We start from the raw sequence: 12,706 nt of genomic DNA on the forward strand, positions 1-12,706 counted from the left end.
AAAATCAATAAACAGACGACTAGAGAACAGAACAAGCGTGTTTTTGCCATGGCCCATACATTTATACCATGAGGGTCTTGACCATCAGAAATGGCGCAATGTGTCCCAATAATGATAACAAATTGTTAATGTTTTGTGCGGTTTTGCATGTCACTGATTACGAACGCTAAATGGAAAAAGTCACACCTCTTGTAGGCTTATTTGAGCATATCCCCCGATTTCTTTAAGAATATTCCCGGAAAATGGCCGAATAATTAGGAATAACGCCGATGCCGTTAAGCCTTGATTCAACTATTTTATGGTAAACTTTGCCTCGAATACTAAGAATGGTAATTGCATTGTGATCGTACGTAATACATTTTTCTCTGTTTTGTTGTTTATTTTTGGGCAGTTAACGTTTTCTTCTGTTGCACAGGCAGAAGGCAACGCGACGGACAAAGGCTGGTTCTCCACCTTTACGGATAATGTTTCCCAGACCTGGACGGCTCCTGAACATTATGATCTCTATGTTCCGGCAATAACGTGGCATGCGCGTTTTGCTTATGACAAAGAGAAAACCGATAAATACAACGAGCGTCCGTGGGGCGCGGGTTTTGGTCAGTCTCGCTGGGACGAAAAGGGAAACTGGCATGGCATCTATCTGATGGCCTTCAAAGACTCGTTTAATAAATGGGAGCCGATTGGGGGGTATGGTTGGGAGAAAACCTGGCGTCCGCTAGCGGACGAGAACTTCCACGTCGGTTTGGGCTATACCGCCGGGGTCACTGCACGTGACAACTGGAACTACATCCCGATCCCGGTGCTGCTGCCTTTGGCCTCTATTGGCTATGGCCCCGCAACGTTCCAGATGACCTACATCCCGGGTACGTACAACAACGGAAACGTTTACTTCGCCTGGATGCGTTTTCAGTTTTAACTGACAAAACGTTACATTGCGGTGAAAAAACGCGCAGGCGTTGATTCATAAACGATAAAAATCTGCCAGTGAAAATTAACGCGACTTTAGTCACTTTTTATCAAAGATCCGCTGGACAAAAGGTCCCACAATTGATGTACTGGTAACCGACACAGCATTTGTGTCGTTTTTTAATGTAAAGGTAATTTTGATGTCTAAGATTAAAGGTAACGTTAAGTGGTTTAATGAGTCCAAAGGATTCGGTTTCATTACTCCTGAAGATGGCAGCAAAGACGTGTTCGTACACTTCTCTGCAATCCAGTCTAATGGTTTCAAAACTCTGGCTGAAGGTCAGCGTGTAGAGTTCGAAATCACTAACGGTGCCAAAGGCCCTTCTGCTGCTAACGTAATCGCTCTGTAATTCAGACGCGTCAGCAAGAATTTCAAAACCCGCTCCCTGAGCGGGTTTTTTTCGTTTTGAATCAGTCAAGCAGATACATTTTCAGGAAGCTGGCAACGATCAGCACGCTTAACAACACCATGCCTGCGCTCATCAGACTCTGTTTCATTCTGTCACCCTCGTTCAGTTCTGCATTCAGAGTGACAGAGAAAAATTAAGCCAACATTAACGGTTCGACGGTTAATGCGTGCTTGCGGAGGAAAAGAGCCAAAATGCGATCCCCGTCATCGCAAACGAGCCGAGCATGTTAATCGCGATGTTCGCCAGTGCCCAGCCGATACGGCCTTCCTGAAAGAGAAACACGACTTCTGCGGAGAACGTCGAGAAGGTGGTTAACCCGCCGCAGAAACCCGTCGTAATCAGGACCTTCCACATCGGGTCGATGTGCGTCATTCGGTTAAACCAGGCCAGACCCATGCCAATGATAAAGGCACCAATCAGGTTAGCGGCCAGTGTCCCCATAGGAATCGCCTGATGCAGAGGGTTAAACCGCATACTCAGAAACCATCGCGCAACGCTACCCGTTCCTCCACCAATAAAAACGGCTAAAAGTAGTTGTAACACGCTAAATACCTGCTATTTGATGTGTAAGAGAAGCGAGTTTAACGCCGTTTATGATGAGGGGACAAATATGTATGTTGCGGTAGGGCAATTTGCGGTCACGCCTGACTGGCATGAAAATGCGCTCACGTGCGTCAACCTGATGAAGCAGGCCCGGCAGAAAGGCGCGTCGCTGCTGGTTCTCCCTGAAGCGCTGCTGGCCAGGGATGATAATGACCCGGATTTATCGGTGAAGTCCGCGCAGTCGCTGGACGGCGAATTCTTGCAGCAACTGCTCGCCCAGAGCGTGGGCAATACGATGACGACGATCTTAACGATCCATGTCCCCTCAACGCCGGGTCGCGCAGTCAATACGCTTGTGGCGATTCGCGGCGGAGCCATTGTCGCCCGCTACGCCAAGCTGCATCTCTATGATGCGTTCAGCATTCAGGAGTCGCGGCGCGTTGACCCCGGAGACAGTATCCCACCGCTTCTGGAGATTGACGGACTTAAGGTTGGCTTGATGACCTGCTATGATCTGCGTTTTCCCGAGCTGGCGCTTCATCTGGCGCTACAGGGCGCGGACGTGCTGGTACTGCCTGCAGCGTGGGTTCGCGGGCCGTTGAAAGAGCACCACTGGGCAACGCTGCTGGCGGCACGCGCGCTGGATACCACCTGCTATGTCGTTGCCGCAGGAGAATGCGGCACGAAAAACATCGGGCAAAGCAGGGTGGTCGATCCGCTGGGGGTGACGATCGCCGCCGCCGCTGAAGCCCCGCATTTGCTGGTGGCGGAGATAAACTTAGACAGAATTACGCTTGCACGTCAGCAACTACCTGTTCTTCGCAATCGTCGGTTTGCGCCACCGCAATTATTGTGATGTTTTTTTCAACAATGCTTGATTCACCTTGTTACAGATTGCTATTGTGTGCACGCGCTAAATGACCGTTAATACAATCAGGTTTTGGCGCTGAATGCAGCCTGTTTTAAGTAAAGAAGGTATCTATGGGTGAGATTAGTATTACCAAACTGCTGGTGGTTGCCGCACTGGTCGTCCTGCTGTTTGGTACCAAGAAGTTACGCACGCTGGGTGGTGACCTGGGGGCTGCCATCAAAGGCTTTAAGAAAGCGATGAACGACGATGATGCAGCAGCGAAGAAAAGCGCCGAGGATGACGTCCCGGCAGACAAGCTTTCTCACAAAGAGTGACAGCAACGCCTGAGGGCTTGCGAAAAAAAACCGGCTCATGAGGCCGGTTTTTTTGTATTACTGTAAAAGAATATTACAGCATTATTTAACTTCTTCGCCTTTTGCCTGCATATCGGCGTGGTATGAGGAGCGAACGAACGGGCCGCAGGCTGCGTGGGTGAAGCCCATCGCCATCGCTTCGGCTTTCATTTCATCGAACTCGTCCGGGCTCACGTAGCGCTGTACCGGCAGGTGGTGACGGCTTGGCTGCAGATACTGCCCCAGGGTCAACATGGTCACACCGTGGCGGCGAAGATCGCGCATCACCTCAATGATTTCCTCATTGGTTTCACCTAGCCCCACCATCAGACCAGACTTGGTCGGAATATGCGGATGCGCTTCTTTGAAACGCTCCAGCAGTTTCAGAGACCAGTTATAGTCAGCACCCGGGCGGACCTGACGGTAGAGACGCGGCACGTTCTCCAGGTTGTGGTTAAACACATCTGGCGGCGTTGCGGTCAGGATATCCAGCGCGCGGTCCATACGGCCACGGAAGTCAGGCACCAGCGTCTCGATTTTGATGTTAGGGCTTTTCTCGCGAATGGCCGTAATACAGTCGGCGAAGTGCTGAGCACCACCGTCACGCAGATCGTCACGGTCAACGGAGGTGATAACCACATAGCGCAGCGCCATGTCAGCAATGGTCTGCGCCAGTTTCTGGGGTTCGTTAGCATCAGGTGCGACTGGACGGCCATGAGCAACATCGCAGAACGGGCAGCGGCGGGTACAGATAGCACCCAGAATCATAAACGTCGCGGTACCGTGATTGAAACATTCAGCAAGGTTCGGACAAGAGGCTTCTTCACATACGGAGTGAAGGCCATTCTTGCGCATCGCCGCTTTGATCCCCTGGATACGCGAAGAGTCGGCCGGAAGTTTGATTTTCATCCATTCCGGTTTTCTTAACAGCGCCTCGCGCTCTGTAGCCACGTTTTTAACCGGGATAAGGGCCATTTTATCGGCATCGCGGTATTTAACACCGCGTTCCATCACAATGGGTTTACTCATAGCGTGCGTGTTCCAGTTGCGAATATCGAAGGAAAGCGTTTCAATTCAAGGGAATGTTGTATTTATCAACTATTTTTGAACGAACGACAGGCAGTATATCATTGAAACGGTCGTTAAAGCAGCCTGCCAGATCGCCAATTTGTAAAATAGTTGTTGTTTTGTGCCTTTCGCCCTGCCTGTTGCAGGGTCTTGTGCTGGCTAAACCTGTCAGAAGGCCTGACGGATAATGCGGATGACGTTTTCCAGGACCGGGTCGCGCAAACTCAGCTTGTTGTAATGCAGTGAAATTTCGATTGATTCCGCATTAAGCTGACTGAGTGGAATGCTCTCCAGCGGCCAGCATTTTTGTAGCAGGCTGTACAGGCGCGATGGCATAACGCACAGCATATCGCTGCTGCCGATCAGCGATGCGGTGGTAAACATATTGTAACTGCTGAAGCTAATCTGACGTTCCGGGAAAATTTCATCAATACGCTGACGAAGGGCGTGGTTAGACTGCCCTTCGGTCATGAAAGACGAGTGGTCGTAGTTGCGCAGGTTTTCGATGGTCAGCGGTTCGCTGAGAACCGGATGCTGCTGCCGGCAAACCAGCACCAGGTTATCCGAATAGAGCACATTTTGACCCAGCGCTCTGGCACTGAAGCTGCCGCTTTCAATAATCAGGTCCGTCTGGAACTGGGCAAGCTGAATGTCAGGTTCATTGAGCGGCACATTACGAAGCAGGAGCTGCGGAGCATGCTCTTTCACTGCCTGGAAGATCGCCGGCATCACCAGCACACCCACAGAAGGGGAACAGCCGATGGTGATGGTTCTCTGCTTATCATAGCTCCCGGTTAAATCCAGTGCGCCCAGAATCGACTCCAGCCCCTGGCTGATGTACTCGTGGAGATGCGTGGCGTAAGCCGTCGGCGTTACCCCCTGGCCCTTACGGATAAATAACGGGTCAGGAAATATAGCGCGTAGCTTTTGGATTGACTGACTTATTGCTGATGGCGTGAGATTAAGAATTTTCGCAGCGTTAACGATACCTTTATGGACATATACTGCCTCAAAAATAGTCAGTAAATTGAGATCAATATTACGTAAAGTCCGAAAAATTTGCGGCTTGTCTTCGCCACCAGGTTCATTCAGTCGTTTGGCTGGTAAATTATTATACTCCACGCTTTCACCCCGTATACATTCACAATATGAATGATAGTTGAATTTATTTATTATGCTTGTAGAGATTCGTAAAGTGTTGGTTTTGTTTCACTTGTTTATCAAAAGCAAACAGTTGTGTGATAATTGCTCACGTTACTTATGCCGTGTTTGCCGAGCTTGCTGGAGGCTAAATAATATGTAGCGGTAATATTCGGGCGCTTCGAAAATATAGAATCTGTGGATTATTGTAAAGTGCAAAAGCGGTAAATAAACAGTGGCCCGTCAAATTATCGAGCCCTGTTGTACGATATATTAAGCAGGGATATATTCGTGTGGGGGATTGTTAAGTAGCGCTAACACGTTCTTCAAAAGCACGGGACGAATATGTTCGGGCGTAGCGGCTTCTACCCACTGGCGCATTTGCGTCATTTCCATGCCGGCGTAGCCGCAGGGGTTTATGCGCTGGAACGGCGCGAGATCCATATTTATATTCAATGCCAGGCCATGGAATGAGCAGCCTTTTCGAATACGCAGCCCCAGGGAGCAGATCTTCATTTCCCCAACGTAAACGCCCGGCGCATCGGCACGCGGATGCGCGTCAATACCATATTCCGCCAGCGTGTTGACAACGGTTTGTTCCAGTAAAGTGACCAGTTCACGCACGCCCAGCTTTCTGCGCTTCAGATTGAGCAGGACGTACATCACCTGCTGCCCGGGCCCATGGTACGTGACCTGACCGCCGCGATCGCTCTGAATAACCGGGATATCTCCCGTCATTAATAGATGTTCTGCTTTACCCGCCTGACCCTGCGTAAATACCGGCAGGTGTTCGACCAGCCAGATTTCATCTGGGGTGCTGTCATCGCGTGAATCGGTGAAGTCATGCATGGCCTGGGAGACAGGCTCATAAGGTTGCAGCCCGAGGTGACGGACCAGAATTTTATCCTGATACAAAACTGCGTCTCCGAAGACGAGGGACAAAAGGTGTGGGGGGAGTATATCACAGCGGGGAGAAGGGTTACCCGGCAAACCGGGTAACCGCAAAGGGACTACAGTACCATACGAACGATTTCGATATTGCCGAGCTCTTCGTACAGCGTCTCAACCTGCTCAATGTGTGTCGCAGTGATGGTGATAGAAACCGAGTGGTAGTTGCCCTTGCTGCTTGGTTTTACTGACGGAGAGTAGTCACCCGGCGCATGGCGCTGTACCACTTCAACCACCTGATCAACCAGCTCAGGTTTCGCCAGACCCATTACTTTGTAGGTAAATGGGGTAGGGAATTCAAGCAGTTCGTTAAGTTTGGTTTTCATGTCAGCTCCGGCGTAACGTCAAAAAATAATAACTCCCACGTCAGGTGGGAGTTATCAGGATACTTAGTATATGGGGATCAAAATCACACTTTCAAGTGTTCAATTTTTAACCAAACCAGTGGTGGAACATCAATTTAATGTAATCAATGATTTTACCGAAGAAATTGCCTTCAGGAATTTCTTGCAGGACAACCAGCGGACGCTGATCGATCGTTTTTCCATCCAGCTGGAAGTTGATCGTGCCTACAACCTGGTTTTTCTGCAGTGGAGCGTGCAGCTCGGTGCTGTTCAGCACGTAGCTGGCTTTCAGATCCTTCATACGACCGCGCGGAATGGTCAGGTAGAGGTCTTTATCAACGCCGAGAGAAGCACGGTCGTTGTCGCCGAACCAGACGGGTTCAGACGCAAACTCTTTGCCTGCTTTCAGTGGATTCACGGTTTCGAAGAAGCGGAAGCCCCAGGTCAGCAGCTTCTTGCTTTCTGTTTCACGACCTTTAAAGGTGCGGCCGCCCATCACGGCAGAGATCAGACGCATCTGACCTTCAGTAGCAGAGGCCACCAGGTTGTAGCCCGCTTTGTCGGTATGGCCAGTTTTAATGCCGTCAACGTTCAGGCTGTTATCCCACAGCAGACCGTTACGGTTGGTCTGACGAATCCCGTTGAAGGTGAACTCTTTTTCTTTGTAGATAGAGTATTCGTTAGGGACATCGCGGATCAGCGCCTGACCAATCAGGGCCATATCACGTGCGGAGCTGTACTGACCGTCTGCGTCCAGGCCGTGTACGGTCTGGAAGTGGCTGTTTTTCAGACCCAGCGCGGTAACGTAGCTGTTCATCAGACCCACGAAGGCATCCTGGCTACCGGCGGCGAAATCGGCCATCGCCACGCAGGCATCGTTACCCGACTGCAGGTTGATACCACGAATCAGCTGGGAAACAGGAACCTGCATACCCGGCTTCAGGAACATCAGAGAGGAACCTTTGAAGACAGGGTTCCCGGTTGCCCACGCATCGTTACCGATGGTGACCAGATCCGATTCTTTGAATTTACCTGCCTTCATCGCCTGGCCGATAACGTAGCTGGTCATCATTTTGGTCAGGCTGGCCGGATCACGGCGGGCATCGGCATTCTGTTCTGCCAGCACTTTGCCAGAGTTGTAATCGATCAGGATGTAGGATTCCGCATCGATTTGCGGAACGCCAGGGATCATGGTCTTGATATTCAGGTCATCGGCGTGAGCTGCAGAAAGAGCAGCCGCGCAAAGGGCCGTGGTCAGCGCCATGCGCTGCACAAAACGAGCAGAAAAAGTGGTCTTCATGGTCAGAACTACGACATCCGTGATGGAATTAAAAAAAGTGCCTTACTATAGCAAATGCTATTCAGGCAGGCATCCGACTTTAAGCATGAGTTTGTGAATGTGTTTTACACTAACTGACAATTCGGATACCGCCGGTTAATTATTTCGCAACAGCGATAAATGACTGAAGTTGAGCTTCATTCTGCAGACGCTGCTGCAGGGAGGCTGCCTGCGATTTGCTGGCAAACGGCCCCATCTGAATGCGCCAGACCGCGCCGTTCTGCTCAACGCGTCCTGGTACGCCAAACTGCTGGCTCAGACGCTGTTGATATTGTTTGGCCCGGGCCTGATCGCTCACTGCGCCTACCTGAACCACATAGCTTCCGCTGGCCGCTGCTGGAGCCGCCACCGCCGCACTTTGCGTGGCCGCTGGCGCCGTTACGGGAGCCGGCTGGGTCGCTGGCGCAGCGACGGGAGCAGGGGCTGGAGTGGGTTCACTGCCTTCCAGCACGCCCGCGGCTAAGGTCGTCGGTGCGCCAAGAAAGCCGCTACTCTTTACCGGCGCGCCGGTAGCATCCTCGCTTTGCAGCGTGTCATTGCTGATCGGGCGTATTTCTCCTCCCGGCTGAGCAGGCTCTGCCGGAGACGAGACGCTTCCCATTCCGCCGTCAAGATTTGGGCGGTCAGGAAGGGCATAGGTCTGTTTCGCCACCGTTGTACACGCGGTACCCGGTCCGGAGAGCGAACCATCCTGCGCGACGATAATCGGGTCAATACGAACTTTGGTGTTGTTCGAGGTGTTCAGGCGATCGGCAGACGCGCGCGACAGGGAGATCACCCGGTCATTCCCGTACGGGCCGCGATCGTTGATACGCACGACGATCATGCGGCCATTCGCCAGGTTGGTGATACGGGCGTAGCTCGGAATCGGCAGCGTTGGGTGTGCCGCCGTCAGTTGCATTGGGTCGAACGCCTCCCCGGAGGCCGTCAGGTTACTGCCTGGCTCGGCATCATAAATGGCGGCAAAGCCTGCCTGACTGAAACGGGAAGGATCCTGAACAATTTTATAGCTTTTGCCGTCGCGCTCGTAATCCTGATTGGCACTGGCATTCAGCGGTTCATAAACGGGATCGGCACCGCTGATTTCAACGATCGGGCCATTACACACCGCAGGCTGCGGCGGCGCGACGGTTGCCTGTTGCTGACCATCATCACTTGTGCAGGCCGCAAGTAAACTTGCCGCGATGCAGATCCCCAGCCACTGCTTACGCATTCCGATCCCCTTATTTTTATACGCTTTTTGACAACATTTTTCTGTGGGTATGGATCGACATCACGATACCAAACCCGGCCATCAACACGATCAGTGCCGAGCCTCCGTAACTCACCAGCGGCAGCGGTACGCCTACCACCGGCAGAATACCACTCACCATACCAATATTTACGAAGACATAAACGAATAAAATCAGCATCAACCCGCCAGCCATGACGCGACCAAACGTGGTTTGTGCACGCGCTGCAATCCACAATCCCCGCATGATCAGCAGGACATACAGCGCAAGAAGTATCAGAATGCCAACCAGCCCCAGCTCTTCCGCCAGTACGGCAAAGATAAAATCGGTGTGGCGTTCCGGTAAAAATTCCAGCTGCGACTGCGTACCGTGCAGCCAGCCTTTACCGCGCAGGCCCCCGGAGCCAATTGCAATCTTCGACTGAATAATATGATAGCCCGCGCCCAGCGGATCGGTTTCCGGATCGAGTAGCATCATGACGCGCTGGCGCTGGTAGTCATGCATCAGGAAGAACCAGAGGATAGGGATGAACGCCGCAATCAGCACCACCGCGATACCAATCAGGCGCCAGCTCAGTCCCGACAGGAACAGGACAAACAGGCCGGAGAGGGCAATAAGGATTGAGGTCCCCAGGTCAGGCTGTGCCGCAACCAGCAGCGTTGGCAGGAAAATCAGCACCAGCGCGATAGCGGTATTCTTCAGAGACGGCGGACAGACATCGCGGTTGATAAAGCGTGCCACCATCAGTGGCACGGCGATTTTGGCAATCTCCGAGGGCTGGAAGCGGACAATACCCAAATCCAGCCAGCGCTGCGCCCCTTTTGATATGGCGCCAAACGCATCTACCGCAACCAGCAAAATAATACAGAAGATGTAGAGGTAGGGCGCCCAGCCTTCGTAGACGCGCGGCGGGATCTGCGCCATCACCACCATAATGATCAGACCCATGGCAATCTGGCCAATTTTGCGCTCCATCATGCCGATGTCCTGGCCGCTGGCGCTCCAGATAACCAGGGCGCTGTAAACCAGCAGGGCCAGCAGGATCAGCAGCATGGCTGGGTCGATGTGGATTTTGTCCCACAGCGATTTTTTATTTGGATTATCCGTCATGATTATTGGTCCTCCGCCGCAGCGGCGGCCGGGTTTTCAGCCGGCAGTTCGGTGTTGTTATCACCCAGCATAATGTGGTCAAGGATCTGGCGCATGATGGTCCCTACAGCTGGACCGGCACCGCCGTTCTCCAGAATCATCGCCACCGCGACCTGCGGGTTATCATAAGGGGCAAACGCCGTCATCAGCTTATGGTCACGCAGACGTTCAGCAATGCGGTGCGCATTATAGGTTTCGTTGGCTTTCAGACCGAACACCTGCGCAGTACCGGATTTCGCGGCCACTTTGTACGGCGTACCGGTGAAGTACTTATGCGCGGTACCGTTGGGGCGGTTTGCCACGCCGTACATACCGTCTTTCGCAATTTCCCAGAAGCCGGAATGAATGTCTCCCACCGGCGCCTCATGCGGCTGGTTCCACGGCACTTTTTTGCCGTCTTCAACCGTGCTCTGTAGCAGATGAGGCACTTTTACCACGCCGTCATTGATGAGGATCATCATGGCCTTGTTCATCTGAAGCGGTGTTGCCGTCCAGTAGCCCTGGCCGATACCCACCGGAATGGTGTCACCCTGATACCACGGTTTTTTAAAGCGCTTCAGCTTCCATTCACGCGTTGGCATGTTGCCAGAACGTTCTTCGGAAAGGTCAACGCCGGTGTAATGCCCGTATCCGAATTTGCTCATCCACTCTGACAGGCGGTCGATCCCCATGTCATACGCCACCTGATAGAAGAAGGTATCCGCAGATTCTTCCAGCGATTTGGTGACGTTCAGATGACCGTGGCCCCATTTTTTCCAGTCACGATAGCGTTTATCTGAACCAGGCAGTTGCCACCAGCCCGGGTCAAACAGACTGGTATTACGGTTAATGACGCCGGCACTCAGCGCAGAAACCGCCACGTACGGCTTAACCGTTGATGCCGGCGGATAAACCCCTTGCGTCGCGCGGTTCACCAGCGGCGTGTTCGGGTCATTCAGCAGACCGGAATAGTCCTTACTGGAAATGCCGTCAACGAACAGGTTCGGGTCATAGCTGGGCATAGACACCATTGCCAGAATGCCGCCGGTACGAGGATCGGTGACCACAACGGCTGCACGGCTGCCCGCCAGCAGGGTTTCGATATACTGCTGCAGCTTAAGGTCGAGGGTCAGATAGACGTCATGCCCCGCCTGAGGAGGGACTTCTTTCAGCTGGCGGATCACTCGGCCGCGGTTGTTAACCTCAACTTCTTCATAGCCGGTTTGCCCGTGCAAAACGTCTTCGTAGTAACGTTCGATCCCCAGCTTACCGATATCGTGCGTTGCAGCGTAGTTTGCCAGCTTGCCGTCTTTATCAAGGCGGTCGACGTCTTTGTCGTTAATCTTGGAGACGTAGCCAATCACATGCGTCAGCGCGGAGCCGTAGGGATAGTAGCGACGCTTATAACCCTTCACTTCCACGCCGGGGAAGCGGTACTGGTTTACCGCAAAGCGGGCCACCTGGACTTCCGTCAGGTTGGTTTTAACCGGAATGGAGGTGAAACGGTGAGAGCGGGAGCGCTCTTTTTTAAAGGCCGCGATATCGTCATCGTTAAGGTCGACAACGCTTTTCAGCGCTTCCAGCGTATCCTGAACATTATCAACTTTTTCCGGCATCATCTCGATTTGATAGATGGTGCGGTTTAATGCCAGCGGCGTGCCGTTACGATCGTAAATAATGCCGCGGCTGGGGGCGATAGGCACCAGCTTGATACGGTTTTCGTTTGAGCGCGTCTGGTAGTCGGTAAAGCGGACAATTTGCAGATTATAAAGGTTGGCGATCAGCACGCCGGTAAGCAGCAAAATCCCGGTAAAGGCGACCAGCGCCCGGCGCACAAACAGCGCGGACTCAGCCGTATAGTCGCGAAAAGAATTCTGTAGTTTCATTCGCTGCTTAATCTACCCTGGTCAGTCATTACTCGCGGTGATAGGGGTGGTTGGTAGTAATGCTCCACGCGCGATACAGGCTTTCTGCCACCAGTACCCGAACGAGCGGGTGGGGAAGTGTCAGCGCGGAGAGGGACCAACTTTGTTCAGCCGCCGCTTTGCAGGCGGGGGATAACCCTTCTGGACCGCCAATCAACAGACTGACGTCACGGCCATCCTGCTTCCAGCGCTCCAGTTCGTGCGCCAGCTGCGGCGTATCCCAGGGTTTTCCTGGAATATCGAGGGTGACGATGCGGTTTTTGCCTGCGGCAGCCAGCATCAGTTCGCCCTCTTTATCGAGAATACGTTTGATATCCGCGTTCTTGCCGCGCTTACCGGCGGGAATTTCCACCAGTTCGAACGGCATGTCTTTTGGAAAACGACGCAGATATTCAGTAAAACCGGTTTGTACCCAGTCCGGCATTTTGGTGCCGACGGCGACCAGCTGCAACTTCACGCA

The 12,706-nt window shown here is 52.6% G+C and carries 14 protein-coding genes; 4 read left to right on the forward strand and 10 right to left on the reverse strand.

Annotation, left to right across the window (positions count from 1 at the left end; translation table 11 throughout):
- Positions 1 to 298 precede the first annotated feature (298 nt).
- Positions 299 to 916 carry a lipid IV(A) palmitoyltransferase PagP gene (gene pagP, locus ACMGG5_RS12175; protein WP_080350496.1) on the forward strand — a complete coding sequence of 206 codons (618 nt, stop codon included), beginning with the start codon at positions 299 to 301 and terminating at the stop codon, positions 914 to 916.
- A 190-nt stretch (positions 917 to 1,106) separates the two neighbouring features.
- A complete protein-coding gene (cspE, locus tag ACMGG5_RS12180) occupies positions 1,107 to 1,316 on the forward strand; it encodes a transcription antiterminator/RNA stability regulator CspE (RefSeq protein ID WP_002439184.1) in 210 nt (69 codons plus the stop codon).
- Between the two features lie 219 nt (positions 1,317 to 1,535).
- Here cspE and crcB read toward each other — a convergent pair whose 3' ends face one another.
- Entirely contained in the window at positions 1,536 to 1,919 is a 384-nt protein-coding gene (gene crcB, locus ACMGG5_RS12185) for a fluoride efflux transporter CrcB (protein ID WP_024907010.1), read from the reverse strand.
- A 67-nt stretch (positions 1,920 to 1,986) separates the two neighbouring features.
- On the opposite strand from crcB, the gene ACMGG5_RS12190 reads away from it, so the two are divergent.
- Both ACMGG5_RS12190 and tatE read left to right on the forward strand, forming a co-directional pair.
- Entirely contained in the window at positions 1,987 to 2,775 is a 789-nt protein-coding gene (locus tag ACMGG5_RS12190) for a deaminated glutathione amidase (RefSeq protein WP_290094597.1), read from the forward strand.
- 125 nt (positions 2,776 to 2,900) lie between these two features.
- Positions 2,901 to 3,104, forward strand: a complete 204-nt coding sequence (tatE, locus tag ACMGG5_RS12195) for a twin-arginine translocase subunit TatE (RefSeq protein ID WP_023310742.1) — start codon at positions 2,901 to 2,903, stop codon at positions 3,102 to 3,104.
- An 81-nt stretch (positions 3,105 to 3,185) separates the two neighbouring features.
- Here tatE and lipA read toward each other — a convergent pair whose 3' ends face one another.
- The 9 genes from lipA to rlmH form a co-directional block, all read right to left on the reverse strand.
- The gene (gene lipA, locus ACMGG5_RS12200; protein WP_024907012.1) at positions 3,186 to 4,151 is read right to left on the reverse strand and encodes a lipoyl synthase; all 966 of its coding nucleotides are present in this window, start codon (positions 4,149 to 4,151) and stop codon (positions 3,186 to 3,188) included.
- Between the two features lie 207 nt (positions 4,152 to 4,358).
- Positions 4,359 to 5,312, reverse strand: coding sequence for a YbeF family transcriptional regulator (locus tag ACMGG5_RS12205; protein WP_024907013.1), 954 nt, complete (start codon positions 5,310 to 5,312; stop codon positions 4,359 to 4,361).
- Between the two features lie 291 nt (positions 5,313 to 5,603).
- On the reverse strand, positions 5,604 to 6,245 hold the full coding sequence (gene lipB, locus ACMGG5_RS12210; RefSeq protein ID WP_024907014.1) for a lipoyl(octanoyl) transferase LipB: 642 nt from the start codon (positions 6,243 to 6,245) through the stop codon (positions 5,604 to 5,606).
- A gap of 95 nt (positions 6,246 to 6,340) precedes the next feature.
- Positions 6,341 to 6,604 carry a DUF493 family protein YbeD gene (gene ybeD, locus ACMGG5_RS12215; protein WP_003858718.1) on the reverse strand — a complete coding sequence of 88 codons (264 nt, stop codon included), beginning with the start codon at positions 6,602 to 6,604 and terminating at the stop codon, positions 6,341 to 6,343.
- A 106-nt stretch (positions 6,605 to 6,710) separates the two neighbouring features.
- Complete coding sequence (gene dacA / locus ACMGG5_RS12220) at positions 6,711 to 7,922, reverse strand: D-alanyl-D-alanine carboxypeptidase DacA (RefSeq protein WP_014069323.1); 1,212 nt, start codon at positions 7,920 to 7,922, stop codon at positions 6,711 to 6,713.
- A gap of 139 nt (positions 7,923 to 8,061) precedes the next feature.
- A complete protein-coding gene (rlpA, locus tag ACMGG5_RS12225) occupies positions 8,062 to 9,174 on the reverse strand; it encodes an endolytic peptidoglycan transglycosylase RlpA (protein WP_024907015.1) in 1,113 nt (370 codons plus the stop codon).
- 16 nt (positions 9,175 to 9,190) lie between these two features.
- Positions 9,191 to 10,303: a peptidoglycan glycosyltransferase MrdB gene (gene mrdB, locus ACMGG5_RS12230; protein ID WP_008501037.1), complete on the reverse strand. Its 1,113-nt coding sequence runs from the start codon at positions 10,301 to 10,303 to the stop codon at positions 9,191 to 9,193.
- Positions 10,304 to 10,305: 2 nt separating this feature from the next.
- Positions 10,306 to 12,207, reverse strand: coding sequence for a peptidoglycan DD-transpeptidase MrdA (gene mrdA / locus ACMGG5_RS12235; protein ID WP_032649564.1), 1,902 nt, complete (start codon positions 12,205 to 12,207; stop codon positions 10,306 to 10,308).
- Between the two features lie 28 nt (positions 12,208 to 12,235).
- Positions 12,236 to 12,703, reverse strand: a complete 468-nt coding sequence (rlmH, locus tag ACMGG5_RS12240; RefSeq protein WP_003858701.1) for a 23S rRNA (pseudouridine(1915)-N(3))-methyltransferase RlmH — start codon at positions 12,701 to 12,703, stop codon at positions 12,236 to 12,238.
- Positions 12,704 to 12,706: the final 3 nt, after the last annotated feature.

The organism is Enterobacter sp. BNK-34 (genome assembly GCF_048684445.1).
Classification (GTDB): Bacteria; Pseudomonadota; Gammaproteobacteria; order Enterobacterales; family Enterobacteriaceae; genus Enterobacter; species Enterobacter pseudoroggenkampii.

Bases quoted from the DNA above. Each gene is read 5' to 3' on its own strand.
- pagP (WP_080350496.1), top strand. From the start codon at position 299: ATGGTAAACTTTGCCTCGAATACTAAGAATGGTAATTGCATTGTGATC.
- ybeD (WP_003858718.1), bottom strand. From the start codon at position 6,604: ATGAAAACCAAACTTAACGAACTGCTTGAATTCCCTACCCCATTTACC.
- lipA (WP_024907012.1), bottom strand. From the start codon at position 4,151: ATGAGTAAACCCATTGTGATGGAACGCGGTGTTAAATACCGCGATGCC.
- ACMGG5_RS12190 (WP_290094597.1), top strand. From the start codon at position 1,987: ATGTATGTTGCGGTAGGGCAATTTGCGGTCACGCCTGACTGGCATGAA.
- mrdB (WP_008501037.1), bottom strand. From the start codon at position 10,303: ATGACGGATAATCCAAATAAAAAATCGCTGTGGGACAAAATCCACATC.
- rlpA (WP_024907015.1), bottom strand. From the start codon at position 9,174: ATGCGTAAGCAGTGGCTGGGGATCTGCATCGCGGCAAGTTTACTTGCG.
- dacA (WP_014069323.1), bottom strand. From the start codon at position 7,922: ATGAAGACCACTTTTTCTGCTCGTTTTGTGCAGCGCATGGCGCTGACC.
- cspE (WP_002439184.1), top strand. From the start codon at position 1,107: ATGTCTAAGATTAAAGGTAACGTTAAGTGGTTTAATGAGTCCAAAGGA.
- mrdA (WP_032649564.1), bottom strand. From the start codon at position 12,207: ATGAAACTACAGAATTCTTTTCGCGACTATACGGCTGAGTCCGCGCTG.
- tatE (WP_023310742.1), top strand. From the start codon at position 2,901: ATGGGTGAGATTAGTATTACCAAACTGCTGGTGGTTGCCGCACTGGTC.